Source organism: Oceanisphaera sp., assembly GCF_048268965.1.
Taxonomy (GTDB): Bacteria; Pseudomonadota; Gammaproteobacteria; order Enterobacterales; family Aeromonadaceae; genus Oceanimonas.
Genome location: NZ_JBLWUK010000033.1, coordinates 1 through 19714 on the forward strand (window position 1 = coordinate 1; position 19714 = coordinate 19714).

Sequence of the window (19714 nt, forward strand, 5' to 3'; positions counted from 1 at the left end):
GGGGGCTCGGGAAATGACATCCCTGTCATTTCACGGTCGTGGGAGCCGATCTCTGTTGCCTCTCCACAAGCACCGAGGTGTCTGTAGATAGCACCTACAGGCAACTCCGCGGCTGGGGGCGGATGAAGGGCTCTACTCCACCGACCATCACATGACAAGGATGTCATGTGTTTGAGCGCCACAGGGAGGTGCTTGCAGCGTATCGGTGGAGTAGACCCTTCGTTCGGCCTTTCCAGAGCAGCTAAATAGACCAGTTACTTACTCAGTCTGGTATTACCGCTGCTCTCCCCCGTTCTTCAGGCAAAAAAAAACCGCTGCCTGGGCAGCGGTTTTTAGCTTGTTGACTAACGTCGTTAAGCGATATTACTTCTTGGCTTCAGCCGCTTTACGCTCTGCAACCTGAGCAACAACCTTTTCAGAGATGTTGGCAGGGCAAGATGAGTAGTGCGAGAACTCCATGGAGAACTGACCACGACCAGAAGTCATGGTACGCAGCGAACCAATGTAGCCGAACATTTCGGACAGAGGTACGTCTGCCTTGATGCGCACACCGGTAACGCCAGCCATCTGATCTTTGATCATGCCGCGACGACGGTTCAAGTCACCAATAACGTCACCCACGTGATCTTCTGGAGTGAACACGTCAACCTTCATCACAGGCTCAAGCAGTTGTGGCTTGGCTTTAGCGATAGACTGACGGAACGCGCCTTTAGCAGCGATTTCAAACGCAATGGCCGAGGAGTCAACCGCGTGGAAAGCACCGTCGATCAGCTCGAACTCAACGTCCAGCACAGGGAAACCAGCGATGGTACCCGTGTTCATCATGCTGCCGAAACCTTTCTCGATGGCAGGCCAGAATTCTTTAGGAACGTTACCGCCCACTACAGAAGACTTGAACACAAAACCGGTGTTGGCTTCGCCAGGACGGATGATGTAGTCAATTTTACCGTACTGACCGGAACCACCAGACTGCTTCTTGTGGGTGTAGCTGTCTTCAACTTCGGCAGTAATGGTTTCGCGGTAGGCAACCTGTGGCTCACCTACAATCAGGTCAACGCCGTAGGTACGCTTCAGAATGTCGACTTTGATGTCCAGGTGCAATTCACCCATGCCTTTCAGGATGGTTTCACCGGAATCTTCGTCGGTTTCTACGCGGAATGTTGGATCTTCAGCAATCATCTTGCCGATAGCAACACCCATTTTCTCGGAACCGCCCTTGTCTTTAGGGGCAACCGCGATGGAGATAACCGGCTCTGGGAACACCATGGCTTCCAGGGTGCAAGGGTGCTTCACATCACACAGGGTGTGACCGGTCTGCACGTTCTTCATGCCCACGATAGCGATGATGTCGCCGGCTTGTGCAGAGTCCAGCTCGTTACGCTCATCCGCATGCATTTCCACCATACGACCAACACGCTCGGTTTTACCGGTGAAGCTGTTCAGTATGGTATCACCCTTCTTGATGCGACCGGCGTAGATACGTACGAAGGTCAGAGCACCGAAGCGGTCATCCATCACTTTAAAGGCCAGGGCTTTCAAAGGCAGCTCAGGATCAACGATAGCGAACTCGCCGGTTTCAGCGCCTTCTTCGTCGGTCAGTGGCTGTGGATCAACTTCAACCGGGTTTGGCAGGTAATCTACTACTGCGTCCAGGATCAGCTGCATACCTTTGTTTTTAAAGGCAGAACCACAGTAAGTTGGGAACAACGCCATGGTACGAGTACCCTTACGGATACAACGCTTCAGCTCTTCGATAGAAGGCTCGTTACCTTCCATGTAGGCTTCCATCAGGTCGTCGTCTTGCTCAACGGCGCTCTCTACCAGCATCTCGCGGTATTCTTCAACCTGGTCAACCATGTCGGCCGGTACATCTTCGACGGTGAAGTTTTCAGGAATACCTGAATCGTCCCAGATGTAGGCTTTGCGGGTCAGCAGGTCAACTACGCCTTTAAACTGATCTTCGGCACCGATTGGCAGCACCATGATGATCGGGTTGGCAGCCAACACGTCACGAGTTTGCTGAACCACGCGGAAGAAGTCGGCACCAATACGGTCCAGCTTGTTGACGAAGATAAGACGAGCAACTTCGGAGTCGTTCGCATAGCGCCAGTTGGTTTCAGACTGAGGCTCAACACCGCCAGAACCACAGAATACACCGATACCGCCGTCCAGTACTTTCAGTGAACGGTATACTTCAACGGTGAAGTCAACGTGTCCGGGGGTATCGATCACGTTAAAGCGGTGATCTTTCCAGAAACAACTTACAGCAGCAGACTGGATGGTAATGCCGCGCTCGGCTTCCTGATCCATGAAGTCAGTAGTTGATTCACCGTCGTGGGTTTCACCTGCTTTGTGAATGCGCCCGGTGAGTTTGAGGATACGCTCGGTTGTGGTGGTTTTACCCGCATCAACGTGAGCGAAGATACCAATGTTTCTGTATTTGGATAATTCGGCCATGATTCAACTTTAATGATTAGTTTAAGAAGTAGACGGAGCATCCAAAATTCGCTGACACACCGACACAGTTTTAGGCCGCATATTATGAATGAAAAGCTAACGGGGCGCAAATACCAAGAAATGGTTGCGGCCATTTTTTAAACACCCCTGCTTATATGGTGATGAATCACCCTATACCAAGCACGCTGGCCAACAGCCAGATAGCCGCGATCACACACAGTGACATCAGGACTAAATAGCTTAAATTCCAACGCATTATGCTAAAAGAATCTATACCGTAACGTCCCTGAAATGCCAGGTTAATGCCCGATAACGGCCCCGAGGCCGTGCCTAGCGCCCAGGAGGATAAAAAGACCAGCGCCAGCAAGGTATGATCAGGTTCAAGCGGCACCAGCACCGAGCCCGCAAGTGTAATGCACACTATAGGATGAATACCGACCAAAGATAGCAACACGATCGCCAGATAGGTCAGGCTGGCTGCGGTGGCACCAAAATGTTGCAACGGCAAGCTGCCTTCCCAGACCGACAACAGGCTTTCGAGGCCATAGGCCAATACCCCGGCGGCCAGAAACAAGGCCAGCTCGTTGCCCATTTGCGGCAGTCTGTCTGAGGTGAGCTGCCCGACTCCGGCCAGAGGCGAGCGTTTGCCAGCCACCAGTACCCCCAGGCTGAATACCGGGGCCAGCAAGGTGATCACCGCCAGAATGGACAGCCCGGGCCACAACTGATGCCAGGCCAATACCGCCAGCGCCAGCAAAGCCGGTAACCCGATCCCGCCCACATGCAGCGGATACCCCACGAAGTCGGTAATGGGTGCAATGCCCTGCCTGGCTGATGACGGTCGCCAGAGCTGCCAACAGGTCAGGCTCATGGCCAGGAGCGCCAGCGGCATGCTCATCAGCCACAGCATGCTCAGCTCGGCATCGGGTGCCACGCTCAAAGACACCGCCATTGCGCCAAAAAAGGGGGACCAGAAGGCGGCAGCCGTAAACCCGCGGATCAACACTATCGCCTGTTCGCGGCTCACCTTGTTGCGCCGCGCCAAGCGGTCGCCAATGATGAACACCGACGATAAATTGATCACAGAGCCAAACAAATGTACCGCGCCCAATGTCGAGGCGACGGCACCGGCTCCTCGCGGCAAGCTTTCTTCTTGTTCAGCACCGGGTCGGCTGACCAAACTCAAGAAGCTGACGGCCACCAGCATGGACAACAAGCCGGTGTTGCCAGACAGCAGGCGCGTCACGGCCATTTCGGCCCCCAGCCTGGCACTGACCGCCAGACACACAGCCCCCACCAGCAACAAAACCAGGGCCTGCAGTCGATTACGCCGGGACAGGCCAGGCCACAACAATAGCGCCGCACTCCAGTAGCCCACTCCCGCCACGCTCGAGCTGACCGGCAAGCCAGACAGATCCGCGACCACCGCCAGCATGGCACACAGGATCAGACAGCCCGCCAAACGACGGCGGGCTGTCTCGGGAAAGCGGGTAAATAAGGTGGCGAGCAAAGAGCTGACTCCGTTTAAATAAAACAGCCGTGCCGACCCGACAGGTGGGCGTGAATCGTGAGGCGTAAGGTGTCAAGGAGCGAATGCGCAGACGTCGATTATTCCTTACGCTTTACGCCTCCCGCCTCACGCCTCACGCCTCACGCCTCACGCCTCACCATCTTATCAGCCTTTATACAACTTGGGATTAAACACATCCCGCAGCCAGTCGCCCAACAGGTTGATCACCAAGACCAGCACCACCAGGTAGATACCGGGGAAAGCGGTAATCCACCAGGATCCGGAGAAGATATAGCTGAAGCCCATGCTGATCAGTGACCCCAGCGAGGGCTTGTCGACCGGCATGCCCAGCCCCAGAAACGACAGCGCCGCCTCGCTCATGATGGCGTTGGCCACCTGCACGGTCGAGATCACCAGAATCGGCGACAGACAGTTGGGCAGAATATGACGAAACATGATGCGCATCGATTTGAAGCCCATCACCTTGGCGGCTTCTACATATTCCTTTTTCTTTTCCGCCAACACGGTCGCCCGGATGGTACGAGCATACTGGGGCCACTCCGCCAGCCCGATGATCACCACCAGCATCAGCACCGCATATTCGGCATAAAAGTCGGCGCCCAGAGTGGCCTGAAATACCGCCGATACGATAATGGCCACCATCATGGTGGAAAACGACAGTTGTACATCGGCAAAACGCATTAACAGGTTGTCGATGCGCCCACCAAAATAACCGGCGGACAGCCCCACTATAATACCGATCACCAGCTGCAGGGCGACCGCGCCCAGGCCGATCATCAGCGACACCCGCGAGCCATATAAAATGGTGCTTAAAATATCGCGGCCCTGTACGTCTGTCCCCAACAAGAACCGCTCATCGCCCATTTCTTGCCAGCTGGGCGGCAGTTCCGAGTCCAGAATATCGATGGTCGCCAGATCATAAGGATTGTGAGGGGCAATTATCGGTGACAAGAGCGCCGCCGCCAGCAAGGCCATAAACACGGCAAAGCTGAACATGGCGACCTTGTCGCGCCGAAAATGATAGATAAAGTCCGACTGCTTGAAGCGAGTCCAGCGACTGAGATTCACGTTAGTGGTCATTGCATTATCCCTTTGCTGCCAGGTTAACCGTGGGGTTAATCAAGCCATATAACAAATCAACTATGGTGTTGGTGACCACAAACACAAAGCCCACAAAAATCACATAAGTGGTAATCAAGGGGGTATCTACCCGGTTAATGGCATCTAAAAACAGCAAGCCTATGCCCGGCCACTGAAACACGGTTTCGGTTAAAATGGTGTAGGCCACCATGGTACCAATTTGCACCCCACCGACGGTGATCAGCGGCAACAAGGTATTTTTAAGGGCATGAACAAACCAGATCCGATACTTGGAAAGCCCCTTGGCCCAGCCAAACTTGACGTACTCCGAGCTTAACTGCTCGAGCATTTCCGAGCGTACCAGGCGAATAAACAGCGGCAGCATAATGGACGACAGCGCTATGCTGGGCAGGATCAGGTTTCGAAAGCCCTGCCAGTTGAACAGCCCCGACTCCCAGCCCAGTGGGCTGGTCAGCTCGCCACGGCCATAGGCCGGTAGCCAGCCCAGCTCAATGGAAAACACATACATCAAGAGAATGGCCGTTAAAAACACCGGCACCGAAATGCCCACTATGCTCACGCCCATCACCAACCGCGACAAAAATGCCCGGGGTTTGATGGCCGAATACACCCCCAAGGGGATACTGAACGCAATAATGATGACACTGGCACAGAAGACCAGCTCCAGGGTGGCCGGCAGTTTCTCGAAAATCACCTCCAGGGTTGGCTTCTTGTAAAAATAAGAAGTGCCAAAATCCCCCTGCAGCGCATTCCCCACAAACCGACTGTACTTCACCACAAAGGGATCGTTCAGGCCCATATCGGTGCGCATCTGCTGACGCACCTCTTCCGATACCGACTGGCCAACCAGTTCGCGCAGCGGATCGCCTAAATTATCCTGAATCGAAAATGCCACCAGGCTGATGATGAACATCACCACCACCACCTGGAACAGCCGTTTCAGTAAAAACGTTAACATGATGTATTCCAATAAAAAAAGCGCCCGGCGCCCAGAGCCCAGCCCCAAGAACCACAAAGAGCTCTGTCTTCTTTAGCTGGGCGCCTGGTGCTGGGCGCTATATTGTTACTTCCGTGGATTCCGTGGATTCCGTGGATTCCGTGGCAAAATGGTCGTTAGTCTTTAACGACCAGGTCACCCAGATAAGGGAAGTCCATGGCGTTAACGACGGCTTCGGCCCCCACGTTATCACGGGCACCCCAGGCCAGGTTTTGCCAATGCAGCGGCACGAAGGCGGCGTCGTCATACAGGATTTTTTCTGCATGCTGCAGCATCTTGCCCCGTTTTTCGCCATCGGTTTCCAGGTTGGCGGACTCAATCAGCTGATCCAGTTCCGGATTGGAGTAGTGACCACAGTTATACTGGCCACGGCCGGTTTCTTCGTTGCGGGTCATGGTCAGGAACTCTGAGAAGTTGGCCGCATCTTCGGTATCGGAGTGCCAGCCAATCATCAGCATATCGGCGTTACACTTATCAAATTCGGGCCAGTACTGGGCCACCGGCAGGGTCTTGAGATCCACATCGATATTAATACGCGCCAGCATCGCCTTGACCGCCTCGGCAATTCTAAAGTCGTTTACGTAGCGGTTGTTGGGCGCAATCATGCTGATTTTAAAGCCGTCTTGATAACCGGCGTCGGCCATCAACTGCTTGGCTTTATCCAGGTCGAAACGGGGCTCCAGCTCCGGGTTATGGCCCACATAACCGGCCGGAGCCTGTTGCGATGCCGTGGTGCCAAAGCCGCGCATGATGCGCTTTACAATGCCGTCCTGGTTAACCGCATAGTTTATCGCCTGGCGCACTCGTACGTCTTTGAAGGGCTCAAAACGGTCCTGATTCAGCTGAAAAGTAATAATGCGCGTACCGGCTTCGGTCACCAGCTTGACCCCGTTGGCCGACTTCACGCGATTCTGGTCGTTGGGCGAGACCGGCTTGATAAAGTCCACGTCACCGGCCAGCAAGGCGGCCACTCGGGTCGCGTCTTCCTTAATCGGCACCAGTGTCATGTTTTGCACATTGCCCGGTGACTTTTTATCCCAGTAATCGGCGTGACGCTCATATTCCACCTTGACCCCCTGCTGGCGGAACTTGAGCTTGAAGGGGCCCGTGCCAGACGGATTGGTCGAGGCAAACGAACTGCCATGCTTAACCACGTCGCCCTTGTCTTTACCGTCATCTGTGGTACCGCTGTAATACTGGGAGTCCATCGGGAACAAATAAGTCACGGTATTCAGCACCAGCGGAAAGGGTCCCTTGGTGACCAGATCCACAGTGTGTTCATCGATTTTGGTCGCGGCGCTAAAGGGGTCGAAAATAGCCTTGAAGTCCGGTGATTCTTTCAGGCGGTTAAAGGTCCATACCACGTCGTCGGCACTAAACTCATTGCCGCTGTGAAACTTGACGCCTTTCTGCAAATGAAAGCGCATGGTGTTTTCATCGATCCGCTCCCACTTTTCTGCCAACCGCGGCTCTATTTCAAAGTCTTTGGTCCAGCGCACCAGGGGGTCGAACAGCAAATGCGACATTTCCAGCGTGGCACCCGACAACTGCTCGTGCGGATCCATGGATACCGGATCCGCATCATAGGCGATAGTAATATCCGCCGCCTGAACACTGAATGCCAACCCGGCAGCCAGCAGCGCCGCCGTCACTTTGTTGAGTCCTTTTTTCATGTAACACTCCATTGACATGGTTAATCTTGGTTCGTTAACGATGCAGCCTTAACAAGGCTCCGTTAACGCTGGTCCACTGTGGTGGTTCAAATATCCAGCCCTTCCCGTGACATGCCCTTGAACTCGGGCATCAAGGAAATCAGAGAACGGCTGTAAGGATCACTCGCATCAGTAAACAACTGCTCGGTTTCTGCCACTTCTACCAGGGTGCCTTTTTTCATCACACCGATGCGGTCGCACATTTGACGGATCACCGGCAAGTCGTGACTGATGAAAAGCATGGTCAGCTTCAACTCGTCTTGCAAGTCTTTCAATAAATTAAGAATTTGTGCCTGCACCGACACATCCAGCGCCGAAGTGGGTTCGTCACAAATCAGCAGCCGCGGGCGAGTGGCCAGTGCCCGGGCAATGGAGATCCGCTGGCGTTGGCCACCGGAAAATTCGTGGGGAAACTTGAGCCCTGCCGCCCGCCCCAGGCCCACATAGTCGAGCAGGTCGTCGACAATGCCGCCAATTTGCGCTTCGTTTTTCGCCAGTTGGTGAAAACGAATCGGCTCGGCAATAATATCGGCCACCCGAATCCGTGGATTAAGGGAAGAATAGGGGTTTTGGAATACCATCTGCATTTGCCGACGCAGCGGGCGACGTTCTGTTTCACTCTTGATCGCCGTCAGCTCTATGCCTTCAAACCAGATTTTTCCGCTATCGGGCGGATACAGTCCGGTAATGGCGCGCGCTATGGTCGACTTTCCTGAGCCCGACTCCCCCACCAGACCAAAAGTTTCCCCTTCGGCGATGTTGAAGCTGACGTCATTGGTGGCTTGCAGGTACTGACGACGTGAAGCAAACAGGGAGTCTTTGGTCACAAAGCGCAGGTTGCAATGCTCAACCCGCAGCAAAGGGCCGCTGTAATCGCGTTGTTCCTGACTTTGCCCCAGCCAGTGATGTTTCAGATCCAGGGTGGCTTTTTCTTTGGCGTCTTCAATGTAGGATACCAGCGGAAACCGGTGCAGCTTGATATCGGATCGCGGTACCGCAGAAATCAGGCTCCTGGTGTAATCGTGCTCAGGGGTACCCAATACTTGTTCGGTGGGGCCTATTTCCATCAACCGGCCCCGATACATCACCGCCACCCGGTCGGTCACGTTGGAGACCACGCCCATGTCGTGGGTGACCAGCATGCACCCGACGTTACGCTCTTTGCACAGGTTACGGATCAGGGTCAATATCTGGTCCTGAACCGACACATCCAGTGCCGTCGTGGGCTCGTCGGCAATAATCAGTTCGGGATCGCAAGACAGCGCAATGGCAATCACTACGCGCTGGCGCATGCCGCCGGAAAACTGATGAGGATACTGCTTGATACGTAATGCAGGTTCGGGAATACCGACCGCATCCAACAGGGAAATCGATTTCTTTTTCGCCGCCTCCCGACTCATGCCGGTATTGGCCAGCAGGGTTTCCACCATCTGATATTCCACCGTAAACAGTGGATTAAGCGAGGTCATGGGATCTTGAAAGATAAAGCCGATGCGGCTGCCGCGAATGGTGCGCATCTGGCTGGCATTCAAACCGGAGATAAGCTCGCCATCCAGGTAGACATCACCGCTGGCTATGCGCCCAGGCGGACTCAAAAGGTCGATAACGGCGTTGCCTATGGTGGACTTGCCGGCGCCGGACTCTCCGACCACCCCCAGAATCTCGCCCCTCTCTATGCACAAGGACACATCGTCAATGGCTGCCATGACGCCATGGCGAGAAGGATATTCTATTCGCAGGTTTTTTACTTCTAACAGGGACATGTTCATCCTCGAGGTCCGCTTAGGCCGCAATCCTTTGATCGACTACAGTAGAGTAGCGCGGCAATCGATACTTTGCTGAGTGATTGAGACGACCAGAAAGTGTCGGCAACAAACAAGCAACATGCATCGTCTATTGTAACCCTGATTTTATGCCAATATGAATCGTATACCTGCTGATTCAGTTCACAAAATCAGCAATATGTTTCAACAGCAAAATAATAGATAGAATTTATGACTGACGGAGCGTCAAAGGTCAAGCAAGAACGGCAACAAGACTAGAGTTTTTCATCTAAAACAGAGATGGGGTGATGAGAGAGTGAGGAGTGAGGAGTGAGGAGTGGGGGAAAATAGCACCAAGCAACAGCGCCGCGTCCAACATACAGCACGAATGTAGTCGCTGCTTTAGCCGCTAAACCCTGCGCAGCAGGATCTGATGCACAGGATCCCCCCCCTTTGCCACCGAATGGATGCACGGCTCAAAATAAGACGGTGATACATGAAATTGGCATGAGATAGCGCCCTGCGATATTGCACAGCGGTCGCAGCGTCTACAAGCGCAAAAACACCGGCTTTTAAGGGCCGGTGTTTATTTTTGCCTGGGCGCTGGACGTTCGATGCCCGGCGCTGCCTTACCAATACCAGGCTAATAACTGCAGACAGCCCAGGGCAAACAAACCGGCGATGACATCGTCGAGCATGATGCCAATCCCCCCATGCACGCGGCGGTCGAACCAGCTGATGGGCCAGGGCTTGATAATATCGAAGAAGCGAAACAGCACGAAGCCCACTACTACCCACCCCAAACCGGCGGGGGCCGCAAACATGGTAATACCAAAGCCAATGATCTCGTCCCACACTATGGCACCGTGATCATGTTGGCCAATGGCCCGGGTAGCGGCATTGCAAATCCAGATGCCGGCAATAAAGCCCAACAGCAAAACCAGCACATACCAGATGGGCGACAGCCCCTGTATCAACAGGTACAGGGGCACAGCGGCCAGCGTGCCCATGGTACCGGGCATAATCGGGCTTAGCCCCGAGCCAAAGCCCAGGGCCAGCAAGTGCAGAGGGTTGGACAGCTTCAATGCCGCCAGCTCAGGCTTTCTCATCAATTAGACACTCCTTAGTCGTTTCGAAAGTGATCCCAGCTTTGGCTCTGCAACTGGTAAGGGCGCCCGTCAAGCACCAGTTCGACTTCGGGCATCCCGGTAAACATGCGTCCGATACGAGTAAATTTAACCCCGCAGTGCGCCAATGCCATTTCCAGTTGCCCCCGATACAGCTCCGGCACGGTGAAACACAGCTCATAGTCGTCACCGCCGGTCAGCGCCAGCTCCCAGCCCTGCTCCCGGGAGACAGAGGCTTGCATGGCCGCACTCAATGGGAGTTGTTCCAGCTCGATTTGCGCCCGCGTACCAGAAGCCCGGGTAATATGCGCCAGATCGCCCGCCAGGCCGTCAGACAAGTCCAGGGCACTGGAGGCAATATCCCGCAGCGCCTGCCCTGCCAGAATGCGGGGGTGCGGGTGCTCGAACTTGTTGCGTACTATGGCTTGATGGGCCTCGGGCACCGCGATCTTGCCCAGCTCCTGCTGCAGCCCCAGAGCGGCGTCGCCCAGGGTACCGGTAACATAAATGCCATCCCCCACCTGGGCACCGCTGCGTCTCAGTCCCTTGCCTTCCGGCAGGGTGCCGTGCACTGTCACCGTAATGGACAGCGGCCCCCGGGTCATGTCGCCGCCTACCAGGGCCACGTTGTAGTACTCTGCCAGTTCAAAGAAACCGGCACAAAACTGCTTAATCCACTCTTCATTCACCTCGGGCAGGGTAAGCGCCAGCGAGACCCAGCAAGGATCGGCACCCATGGCAGCCAGGTCGGACAGGTTAACCGCCAGCGCCTTGTGCCCCAGGGCTGCCGGATCCATGTCGGCAAAAAAATGTACGCCACTCACCAGGGTATCCGTGCTCACGGCCAGCAGGGTGTTGGGCGGCACTTGCAGCAAGGCACAGTCATCGCCCGGCCCCATCACCACATCTTTGCGGTGGTTGGCCACGGTGAAATAGTGTTTTATTATGTCGAATTCATTCATACAAAATGAAAAGCCAGCGACCGCTGGCTTTTTTCCCGTGCTTATAGTTATTTTTTCAGCTGCTTGATGACTTTATCGAGTACACCGTTCACAAAACGGTGACTTTCTTCAGCAGCAAATGCCTTGGCCAGCTCAATGGCTTCGTTAATCACTACGCGATAAGGCACATCTTCACGCCGGGTCAGCTCATAGGTCGCTAACCGCAGCACCGCCTGGTCAACCATATCCAAATCGGCCAGTGGACGTGAGAGATAGGGTGAATAGACCGCATCCAGTTCATTGGCATGAACCGAGACCCCAAACAGCAGATCGCGAAAATAATCCAGATCCACCCCTTTGGTGTCCTGTTCCAGCGCAAATTGCTGGGCAATATCGGCCACGTTATCCTTGGTCATTTGCCACTGGTAAATGGCCTGGGTAGCGAGACGGCGGGCCTTGCGGCGTTCGGACGGTTTCAATTCAGTACTCCTCTTAGTCCAGCGCTTGCAGGACATTAATCATTTCAAGTGCGCTGAGGGCGGCTTCTGCGCCCTTGTTACCCGCCTTGGTGCCAGCACGCTCTATGGCTTGTTCTATGTTTTCGGTAGTTAATACTCCGAAGGCAATCGGCATTTCAAACTCCATCATCACACTGGCCATGCCTTTGCTGTTCTCATTGGCAACCAGATCGAAATGGTAAGTACCGCCGCGGATCACACAGCCCAGAGCAACAATGGCGTCATACTTGCCGCTTTTGGCGAGCTTTTTGCACACCAGTGGCATTTCAATGGCGCCGGGTACTTTTACCAGCGTAATGTTATCGTCTTTTACCTGACCCTGACGCTTGAGCACATCCAGTGCTCCACCTACCAAGCTGTCGTTGATAAAGCTATTGAACCGAGCAACAACAATCGCAATTTTAGCCTCGGGAGTGGCCATCAGCCCTTCGATTACCTTCATGGGAATCCCTATTTGGACAAAAGTGCGCATATTCTAACACAACCTGAGGGTGACAAAAGTCATTAGATTGCGAACTTACGTCTCGCGCCTGACGCTTTACGCCTTACGCCCAAGCCCCCTAAAGACGTTGGCAACAAAAGGACTACAAGCTAATGTCGCGACGCCGGCGTTTCGTCGTCCAGGCTTTCGACTTCGGTTTGCTCCTGTAGCAAACACAGCAAATTTTCACTCGGCATCTCTATGCCGGCATCGTCCAGCGTCTGTTTGATGGTACGAATGACCTCGGCATGCACCCGCGTCACATCGGCTCTGTGGCTATGGGTCCACCAGCGCACCCGAATAGTGACCCAGCTGGCCGCCAGATCCCACGGCAAAGCCTCTACCTCGGGGGCCTGCTCTACTTCGGCCACCTTGGCCACGGCCGCCGTCAGCAACCGGCAGGCCTGGTCCAGGTCATCGTCATACCCAATGCCGACATCGTACTGGCTACGCCTGTAGTCATGGGCGGTAAGCACCCTCACCGCATTGGTGTAAATATCGCTATTCGGGATCACGATACGCTGGCCATCATAGGTTTTAATAATGGTGGCTCGGGTTTCAATACGCTGTACCGTGCCTTCGTGACCATTAACCTCGATTTGGTCGTTGATATTAAAGGGCTGACGTAACAGGATCAGCAGACCCGCCAGCCAGTTTTGCAGGATATCCTTGAAGGCAAAACCGATGGCCACCGAGCTGACGCCCAGGCCGGCAATGAGATCGCCGGGTTTCAGGCTGGGGATCACTATGGTGGCGGCCAGTAAAAAGCCGAATAATATAATGGCCCACTTGACAAAGCCGCCCAGCACCTCGCCCAGGTTATCGCGGCCTCGACTCATGCTCTGGCGCAAGATCAGCCGTCGCAGCAACACCCCTACCCCGTAAAAGATAACCAACAGCACCAGGGCGACCAGCAGGTTGGGCAGCAAACGCACGCTGCCATCTACCCAGCTGTCGATACGCTCCAGCACCACGCCAAAGTCCATATCCACCTGTTGCGGCACATCCTGTGGCTGGCTCGTTCCCGACTCTGTATGCTCTGCCATACTGTTCTCCCCTTTGCCGGCCCGATAGCCACCCGGCGGTGGCATGTTACGGCCGAACGTTGGCATTGATATTCAAAGCTTATGTGAGCGATGACATCCGCGCCACCGATGGCGATACCAAGATGGATTCATGAATACGACAGGCAAGCAGGCAGGGTCAGGGTTGTGTAACAGTCGCAGGCTGACCATGGCGCCCCCAGCAAGCAACCAGCGGGGTACCGGGAGCCGCCTATTGGTACCGGTGTCGGTAGCAGCACAGGACCAGACGGCTCTGTATGCAAATAAAGTGAAATAGCATACAGTAGAGTCGCTGTCGGTCGTGTTCACCCTTCCTGCTAGGGAACCGTTTATCTCATCCTGTATACCGGCCTGCCTTGTCCACCTACATCAGAACATTACGAGGGTTATTTATGCGGCCAGAACGGCGTGGCGATTTGTTTATTCTAGCGGCAACCCTGTTAGCCTCTGCCGGCTGGTTATTTTCCAAAGAAGCCCTTAACGGCCTGCCTCCCGCCGGATTTGTCGGCTGGCGCTTCGTGCTGGCCGCCCTCGTGCTGCTGCCCTTTTGCTATCGGCATTTAAGAAGTACCTCGCCCGAACTCCTGCTGAAAGCGGCGGCTATTGGTCTGGTGATGACCCTGAACCTGATATTCTGGATTCAGGCCATTTCCCATAGCGAAGGCATTGGCGAAGGGGCTTTCATTATGAGTTTGGCCATGCTGATGGTGCCCCCTCTGGCCTGGCTGATATTTAAAGAGCGGCCACAGCGCCAGTTTTGGGTGGCCTTGCCAATTGCGATTCTGGGGTTGTTGTTATTGACGATGGGCAATGGCCTGAGCTTATCGCTCAGCCAACTGCTGTTTTTGCTGGCATCCCTCTCGTTGGCGCTGTATTTCAATTTAAACAGCCGCTTTGCCAGACGCGTTCATCCCATGGCGCTGACCTGCATACAACTGGCTGTTACCGGCATCATGCACCTGTTTTATTCCGGCTTGTTTGAACAATGGCCCACAGAAATCCTGCCTGTCACCTGGGGCTGGTTTGCCGCCAGCGTCTTGCTGGCCACCTCGTTGCGTTTTGTATGCCAAAGCGTGGGGCAAAAATACAGTCATGTGGGTAACGCGGCACTGATCATGATGCTGGAACCCATTTGGACGGTGCTGATCAGCGTACTCTGGTATCACGAGCCCATGCCGATAGAGAAGGTAGTTGGCTGCATGCTCATCCTGCTGGCCCTGCTCAGCTACCGCAGCCGTAACCTGCTGGACTGGTATCGTAGCCGCCGAGCATTACAGACCGCCAATAAACGATAACCCGCCAGCCTGTCTCTTAGTCACAACTATTTGTTGATATTAGTGTGACTTGTCAGGCAGAGGGCACTACTCCTCCGACACGCCGTGAACCCATCCATGGGGGCTCAAACCGCGCCATCCCTGGCGCGGATGGTCGGCGGAGCAGGCACCCTCTGCCTTCCCATTGACAACGGAGTTGCCTGTTAATGTGACCGACCGACAGCTCAGAGGCTAAGAAGAGGCGGCTGGGATAGCCTCAGCCGACCATCACATGACAGGACGTCATGTGCTGAGCGTGCAGGGGGCGAGCTTGCCTCGCCGTGACAAGTCGTTTCAACCTGACCGAACATCCAGTGAATGTTCGCAGCAGTTGAAAAGGTGAGTGTCATTTAACCGAAGCGTGTCGGAGGAGGGTACCCAGTCGCCTCTGGGCATTAATTCACTGGCTAGCGACTTGTAATACCAATTACAGTAAAGATCTATTCACCTTTGAACCTGAATACCAGAGGCACCACCAACAGGCAACTCCATAGCATCAGGGAGGATGAAGGGATCTCCTCCACCGACCATCACATGACAAGGATGTCATGTGCTGAGCGTCACAGGGACGTGCTCGAAGCGTGTCGGTGGAGGAGGCCCTTTATCCGACCTTTATAGAGCAAGAAAATAGATCTGCTATTTAATCTGTTTGGTATAACTAAGAGACAGGCATAAAGCCCCAACAACGCTTTAAGCGCTGTGTCTGAACAGGCTGAGCGCTTTTATCAGCAACAGCACCACCATGCCGGCGAGTATGCCGATAACGGCGTTCAATAACAGTGGGGTCAGCCAGAGCAGCGTGCCTCCTACCCCGGGCAGCCCCTGACTCAGCTCTGCCCAGTGGTGAATCACCTGCTCGATGACGGGCAGGCCATGTACCAGAATACCGCCGCCCACCAGAAACATGGCGGCGGTGCCCACGACCGACAAGCCCTTCATTAAGTAAGGGCAGGCCGCCAGCAATACATTCCCGGTCTTTTGCAACGCTCCGGTTTTCTGGCTGAGATACAGCCCCAGATCATCCAGCTTGACGATGCCCGCCACCAAACCGTATACCCCCACCGTCATCAGCAGGGCAATAGTGGCCAAGACCGTCACTTGCTGACCAAAGCTGGCTGCCGCCACCGTGCCCAGGGTAATCACGATAATTTCGGCCGATAAAATAAAGTCGGTACGAATCGCCCCCTTGATCTTGTCCTGCTCGAAGACCACCCGATCCACCGTCTCGTCGAGTTCAGACAAATGAGGCTGCTCGGCGCCTTCCTGACGCATAAACGAATGCACCAGTTTTTCTACCCCTTCGTAGCACAAATAGGCTCCGCCCAGCATCAGCAGCGGCACTATGGCCCAGGGGGCCAATGCACTGATCACCAGGGCAGCCGGCACCAATATCACCTTGTTACGCAAGGAGCCTTTCGCCACCGCCCACACCACAGGCAATTCCCGTTCTGCCCGTACGCCGGACACCTGCTGTGCATTCAGCGCCAAATCATCCCCCAGCACACCGGCGGTTTTTCTGGCTGCCACCTTGGTCATCAGTGAAATATCGTCGAGCAGAGTCGCAATATCATCGATCAGGGTCAACAGGTTGGCTCCGGCCATAACAGGATCCTTATTATCGGTTTTTAGGCGTTAACGGCTGTCCCTCATAGTGAATGCCGGCCCAGCCGTGCTTGATAAAGTTACGGATATTCTGGTGGTCCTGTCCAGTCGGATTCGCTAAAACCTGCTCACGATAATAGCCGCCAAAGCAGGCCAGTGTTTGCGCCGGGGTCAGATCCTGTAGCCGGGCGAAAGCAAATATTTTGCACGAACCAGTGTTTTCACCGGCCGCATTGTTCAACTCTCCGTTGCTAAAGGCGGTCGGTGTAAAGTCATACTCGGCATCAATGACCGCCATGGTGTCGGTAAATTCCACCTGCTCCGGCTGCTGTTGCAGCGCCTGCTTCAACTCGTTTAAATTCATCATATTCCTTGATTGATTTAGCCCGCAAACCGGAAGGGGCGAATGGTAAAGAGTGAAGAGGTCGACATAAAAAAACACCCCTGCCGTGTCGGAGCTTGCCCCCTTCACCCCTCACGCTTTACTCTTCACGATCAAAAATTTTCTTTGTCCGTGGTTTCTGTGGATTCCGTGGCAAAATAATAGTCTTGGTGTTTGGGTTTGAAGGGCCGGATTTTGGTCTCTTCACCCTTCCCCCTTCACACCATGCGGCACCTGGTTTATGCCGTCTGCTCCAGCGACAGGCACTCACTCAAAAAACGCGCTATATCGGCTATTTGTGCGGCGCACACGCTGTGCTCCATCGAATAGCTGTGAAATTCGGGTGCATAGCCCCATAGCTGCAACTGCTGGCAAGCTCGCTCACCCAGCACGGGTGGCACGACCGTATCGCGAGTACCGTGCATCACCTGTATCGGCAGCTCGGCATTGGCTGCATGACGCTGCAGGGTATCGCCGGTGGCCAGATAGGTCGACATGGCAATCAGCCCGCCCAGTGGCTGGCCACTGCTTAATGCCGCCTCATAGGCAACCGCACCGCCCTGAGAAAACCCGGCCAGCACAATACGGCGGCTGTCGATGCCCTCGGCAATCTGCTGTTCGATGATTGCCTGAATTGCTCGCGCCGACGCGCGCAACTGGCGCTCGTCGACTTCACGGTCCAGGTTCATGGCTAATATGTCGTACCAGGCCGGCATGCGATGACCACCATTAATGGTCACCGGTATGTGGGGCGCATGAGGAAAGATAAACCGGATGGCGCTGCCTTCGGGCAAACCCAGCTCGGGGACTATCGGCTCAAAATCATGGCCGTCGGCCCCCAGACCATGCAGCCAGATCACACAGGCGTCCGGGTTAGGTGCCGTCTCCCGCACAATAAAATTCAGTGTTGTCATCTCAGACTCCGCTCAAAGGGTAAAGGGTGATATCGACCAAGGTCGCGCCCTGCTCGTCGGCGGTCAGATCCAGGCTTTCGCCGGGTACCAGTACCCATAACTCGGGTTCGGCGTTCTGCCCCGTAGCATGACGATACAGCAGCCTTGGCGTCACGCTGTTACAACGATAAATCTGCCCCGGCGCCAGCTCATGCACCTGCAGCTCTGCCTGGCCCCAGCGCCGGTCGCTCATCACATTGAAGTCCAGGCACTCATCGCCCAGCAAGGTGCACTCTACCAACTCTTCGCCGGGGAAGGCCAGCGGCATGAAGGGAGTATCCAGGGTGTGCGTCGAGCCATTCATGTTCAGCTTGAAGCCGGCCCCGTCAACCAGCATCAGAATACGGTCGATACCGGGGAAGAAAGAAAAGGGACCGCTTTGCCCCACCCGGGCCATCGACACCCGCAGGCCGAAATCGGTGCCTGGCGCCCCCGGCAGCCGGTACAGTTCCCGGGTAACGCCGCCACCATTTTTCCAGGGCATGTCGATAAAGTCTTCCGGTCCCAGTCGTATTGCCATCGGTTGATTACCCGCCTGTTGCAGTAATATAAGAGGGGAGTCATTGTTGACGCTATTGCGGCAAAACTCAATCGCCGTACACGAAAAAGCCCGCTGTCGCGGGCTTTTGAGGTGTCGGGTTTTCTCATCGCCAGTCTTTAATCGATGATGTAATCGACCACTTCCAGGCCGAAGCCAGACAGCGCATGGTAGCGCTTGGGCGAGCTTAACAGCTTCATCTTGCCCACGCCCATGGCCTGCAGTATTTGCGAGCCCACACCGACACGGCGCGAAGTGCCCTGCCGCTGGGCGAAAGCTGGACGCTCGCCTTTGTCTACGGCTTCAAACTGGCGCACCAGCGACAATAAATGATCCGGTGTTTCTTCGCGGCCTAAAATCACCAGCACTCCGCCCTCGTTGGCAATGCGCTGCATCGACTTGCCCAGGGGCCAGGTGCGGGAGGAATGACGATCCGTCATCAATACATCGGTAAACATATCGTGAATATGTACCCGCACCAGCGCCGGCTCATCTTGCTTGATCTCGCCTTTTTTCAAGGCAAAGTGCACCTGATTGTCGATGGTGTCTCTAAAGGTCACCAGCTCGAAATCCCCGTATTCGGTGGGCAGGTTACAACGGGCCACCTGCTCAATGGTGGTTTCGTTCTGGTTACGATATTCGATTAAATCGGCAATGGTGCCCAGCTTGATATTATGCTCTTTGGCGAACACTTCCAGGTCGGGGCGACGCGCCATGGTACCGTCTTCGTTGAGGATTTCGACGATCACCGACGAGGCCTCCAGGCCTGCCAAACGGGCCAGATCACAACCCGCTTCGGTATGGCCGGCGCGGGTTAACACGCCACCGTTTTGAGCTTTCAACGGAAAAATATGCCCTGGCTGAACCAGATCGGACGGCTTGGCATCCGCAGCCACCGCAGCCTGCACGGTGCGGGCCCGGTCGGCGGCAGAAATCCCGGTGGTTACGCCTTCGGCCGCTTCAATAGACACGGTAAACGCCGTGGAAAACTGTTCGGTATTGCGGCTGACCATTTGCGGAATGTCCAGCTGGCGGCAGCGGGCCTCGGTCAGGGTAAGACAAATCAGACCGCGACCGAATTTCGCCATAAAGTTGATGTCTTCCGGGCGCACATGCTCGGAGGCCATGATCAGGTCGCCTTCGTTTTCGCGATCTTCATCGTCCATCAAAATAACCATTTTGCCCTGACGGATATCGTCGATGATCTCTTGGGTACTGCTTAAAGCCATGGGAT

17 protein-coding genes are annotated in these 19714 nt (G+C 54.9%); 1 reads left to right on the plus strand and 16 read right to left on the minus strand.

What is annotated here, in order from left to right:
- Nucleotides 1-363: 363 nt before the first annotated feature.
- The 11 genes from fusA to ACN0VL_RS12920 all read right to left on the minus strand — a co-directional run bounded on the left by fusA (nucleotide 364) and on the right by ACN0VL_RS12920 (nucleotide 13674).
- A complete protein-coding gene (gene fusA, locus ACN0VL_RS12870; RefSeq protein ID WP_417617995.1) occupies nucleotides 364-2457 on the minus strand; it encodes an elongation factor G in 2094 nt (697 codons plus the stop codon).
- A 166-nt stretch (nucleotides 2458-2623) separates the two neighbouring features.
- Nucleotides 2624-3967, minus strand: a complete 1344-nt coding sequence (locus ACN0VL_RS12875) for a hypothetical protein (RefSeq protein WP_417617997.1) — start codon at nucleotides 3965-3967, stop codon at nucleotides 2624-2626.
- Nucleotides 3968-4132: 165 nt separating this feature from the next.
- Complete coding sequence (locus ACN0VL_RS12880; RefSeq protein ID WP_417617999.1) at nucleotides 4133-5068, minus strand: ABC transporter permease; 936 nt, start codon at nucleotides 5066-5068, stop codon at nucleotides 4133-4135.
- A 4-nt stretch (nucleotides 5069-5072) separates the two neighbouring features.
- The gene (locus ACN0VL_RS12885) at nucleotides 5073-6047 is read right to left on the minus strand and encodes an ABC transporter permease (protein ID WP_417618001.1); all 975 of its coding nucleotides are present in this window, start codon (nucleotides 6045-6047) and stop codon (nucleotides 5073-5075) included.
- A 155-nt stretch (nucleotides 6048-6202) separates the two neighbouring features.
- Nucleotides 6203-7759, minus strand: coding sequence for an ABC transporter substrate-binding protein (locus ACN0VL_RS12890; protein WP_417618003.1), 1557 nt, complete (start codon nucleotides 7757-7759; stop codon nucleotides 6203-6205).
- Between the two features lie 86 nt (nucleotides 7760-7845).
- Nucleotides 7846-9561 (minus strand): dipeptide ABC transporter ATP-binding protein, encoded by a 1716-nt coding sequence (locus ACN0VL_RS12895; protein ID WP_417618005.1) that lies wholly within the window; start codon nucleotides 9559-9561, stop codon nucleotides 7846-7848.
- A 629-nt stretch (nucleotides 9562-10190) separates the two neighbouring features.
- Nucleotides 10191-10670, minus strand: coding sequence for a phosphatidylglycerophosphatase A (locus tag ACN0VL_RS12900; RefSeq protein WP_417618007.1), 480 nt, complete (start codon nucleotides 10668-10670; stop codon nucleotides 10191-10193).
- Nucleotides 10671-10684: 14 nt separating this feature from the next.
- Complete coding sequence (thiL, locus tag ACN0VL_RS12905; protein ID WP_417618009.1) at nucleotides 10685-11650, minus strand: thiamine-phosphate kinase; 966 nt, start codon at nucleotides 11648-11650, stop codon at nucleotides 10685-10687.
- Nucleotides 11651-11697: 47 nt separating this feature from the next.
- On the minus strand, nucleotides 11698-12108 hold the full coding sequence (nusB, locus tag ACN0VL_RS12910; RefSeq protein WP_417618011.1) for a transcription antitermination factor NusB: 411 nt from the start codon (nucleotides 12106-12108) through the stop codon (nucleotides 11698-11700).
- Nucleotides 12109-12121: 13 nt separating this feature from the next.
- On the minus strand, nucleotides 12122-12595 hold the full coding sequence (gene ribE, locus ACN0VL_RS12915) for a 6,7-dimethyl-8-ribityllumazine synthase (protein WP_417618053.1): 474 nt from the start codon (nucleotides 12593-12595) through the stop codon (nucleotides 12122-12124).
- 143 nt (nucleotides 12596-12738) lie between these two features.
- A complete protein-coding gene (locus ACN0VL_RS12920) occupies nucleotides 12739-13674 on the minus strand; it encodes a mechanosensitive ion channel family protein (RefSeq protein WP_417618013.1) in 936 nt (311 codons plus the stop codon).
- A 410-nt stretch (nucleotides 13675-14084) separates the two neighbouring features.
- Here ACN0VL_RS12920 and ACN0VL_RS12925 point away from each other — a divergent pair, with 410 nt between their 5' ends.
- A complete protein-coding gene (locus tag ACN0VL_RS12925) occupies nucleotides 14085-14987 on the plus strand; it encodes a DMT family transporter (protein ID WP_417618015.1) in 903 nt (300 codons plus the stop codon).
- Nucleotides 14988-15695: 708 nt separating this feature from the next.
- On the opposite strand, the gene ACN0VL_RS12930 is transcribed toward ACN0VL_RS12925, so the two are convergent.
- From ACN0VL_RS12930 to ribBA, 5 genes are all read right to left on the minus strand, one after another.
- Nucleotides 15696-16607, minus strand: a complete 912-nt coding sequence (locus tag ACN0VL_RS12930) for a DUF808 domain-containing protein (RefSeq protein WP_417618019.1) — start codon at nucleotides 16605-16607, stop codon at nucleotides 15696-15698.
- 13 nt (nucleotides 16608-16620) lie between these two features.
- Nucleotides 16621-16974 (minus strand): HopJ type III effector protein, encoded by a 354-nt coding sequence (locus tag ACN0VL_RS12935; RefSeq protein ID WP_417618021.1) that lies wholly within the window; start codon nucleotides 16972-16974, stop codon nucleotides 16621-16623.
- A 254-nt stretch (nucleotides 16975-17228) separates the two neighbouring features.
- Nucleotides 17229-17903, minus strand: a complete 675-nt coding sequence (locus tag ACN0VL_RS12940) for an alpha/beta hydrolase (protein ID WP_417618023.1) — start codon at nucleotides 17901-17903, stop codon at nucleotides 17229-17231.
- Nucleotide 17904: 1 nt separating this feature from the next.
- Complete coding sequence (locus tag ACN0VL_RS12945; protein ID WP_417618025.1) at nucleotides 17905-18462, minus strand: HutD family protein; 558 nt, start codon at nucleotides 18460-18462, stop codon at nucleotides 17905-17907.
- 137 nt (nucleotides 18463-18599) lie between these two features.
- Entirely contained in the window at nucleotides 18600-19709 is a 1110-nt protein-coding gene (gene ribBA / locus ACN0VL_RS12950) for a bifunctional 3,4-dihydroxy-2-butanone-4-phosphate synthase/GTP cyclohydrolase II (RefSeq protein ID WP_417618027.1), read from the minus strand.
- Between the last annotated feature and the right edge of the window lie 5 nt (nucleotides 19710-19714).

Coding starts and splice junctions, on each gene's coding strand:
- thiL (WP_417618009.1), bottom strand. CDS start 11,650: ATGAATGAATTCGACATAATAAAACACTATTTCACCGTGGCCAACCAC.
- ACN0VL_RS12935 (WP_417618021.1), bottom strand. CDS start 16,974: ATGATGAATTTAAACGAGTTGAAGCAGGCGCTGCAACAGCAGCCGGAG.
- ACN0VL_RS12890 (WP_417618003.1), bottom strand. CDS start 7,759: ATGAAAAAAGGACTCAACAAAGTGACGGCGGCGCTGCTGGCTGCCGGG.
- ACN0VL_RS12940 (WP_417618023.1), bottom strand. CDS start 17,903: ATGACAACACTGAATTTTATTGTGCGGGAGACGGCACCTAACCCGGAC.
- ACN0VL_RS12920 (WP_417618013.1), bottom strand. CDS start 13,674: ATGGCAGAGCATACAGAGTCGGGAACGAGCCAGCCACAGGATGTGCCG.
- ACN0VL_RS12900 (WP_417618007.1), bottom strand. CDS start 10,670: ATGAGAAAGCCTGAGCTGGCGGCATTGAAGCTGTCCAACCCTCTGCAC.
- ACN0VL_RS12885 (WP_417618001.1), bottom strand. CDS start 6,047: ATGTTAACGTTTTTACTGAAACGGCTGTTCCAGGTGGTGGTGGTGATG.
- ACN0VL_RS12925 (WP_417618015.1), top strand. CDS start 14,085: ATGCGGCCAGAACGGCGTGGCGATTTGTTTATTCTAGCGGCAACCCTG.
- ACN0VL_RS12895 (WP_417618005.1), bottom strand. CDS start 9,561: ATGTCCCTGTTAGAAGTAAAAAACCTGCGAATAGAATATCCTTCTCGC.
- ACN0VL_RS12880 (WP_417617999.1), bottom strand. CDS start 5,068: ATGACCACTAACGTGAATCTCAGTCGCTGGACTCGCTTCAAGCAGTCG.
- fusA (WP_417617995.1), bottom strand. CDS start 2,457: ATGGCCGAATTATCCAAATACAGAAACATTGGTATCTTCGCTCACGTT.
- ribBA (WP_417618027.1), bottom strand. CDS start 19,709: ATGGCTTTAAGCAGTACCCAAGAGATCATCGACGATATCCGTCAGGGC.
- ACN0VL_RS12930 (WP_417618019.1), bottom strand. CDS start 16,607: ATGGCCGGAGCCAACCTGTTGACCCTGATCGATGATATTGCGACTCTG.
- ACN0VL_RS12945 (WP_417618025.1), bottom strand. CDS start 18,462: ATGGCAATACGACTGGGACCGGAAGACTTTATCGACATGCCCTGGAAA.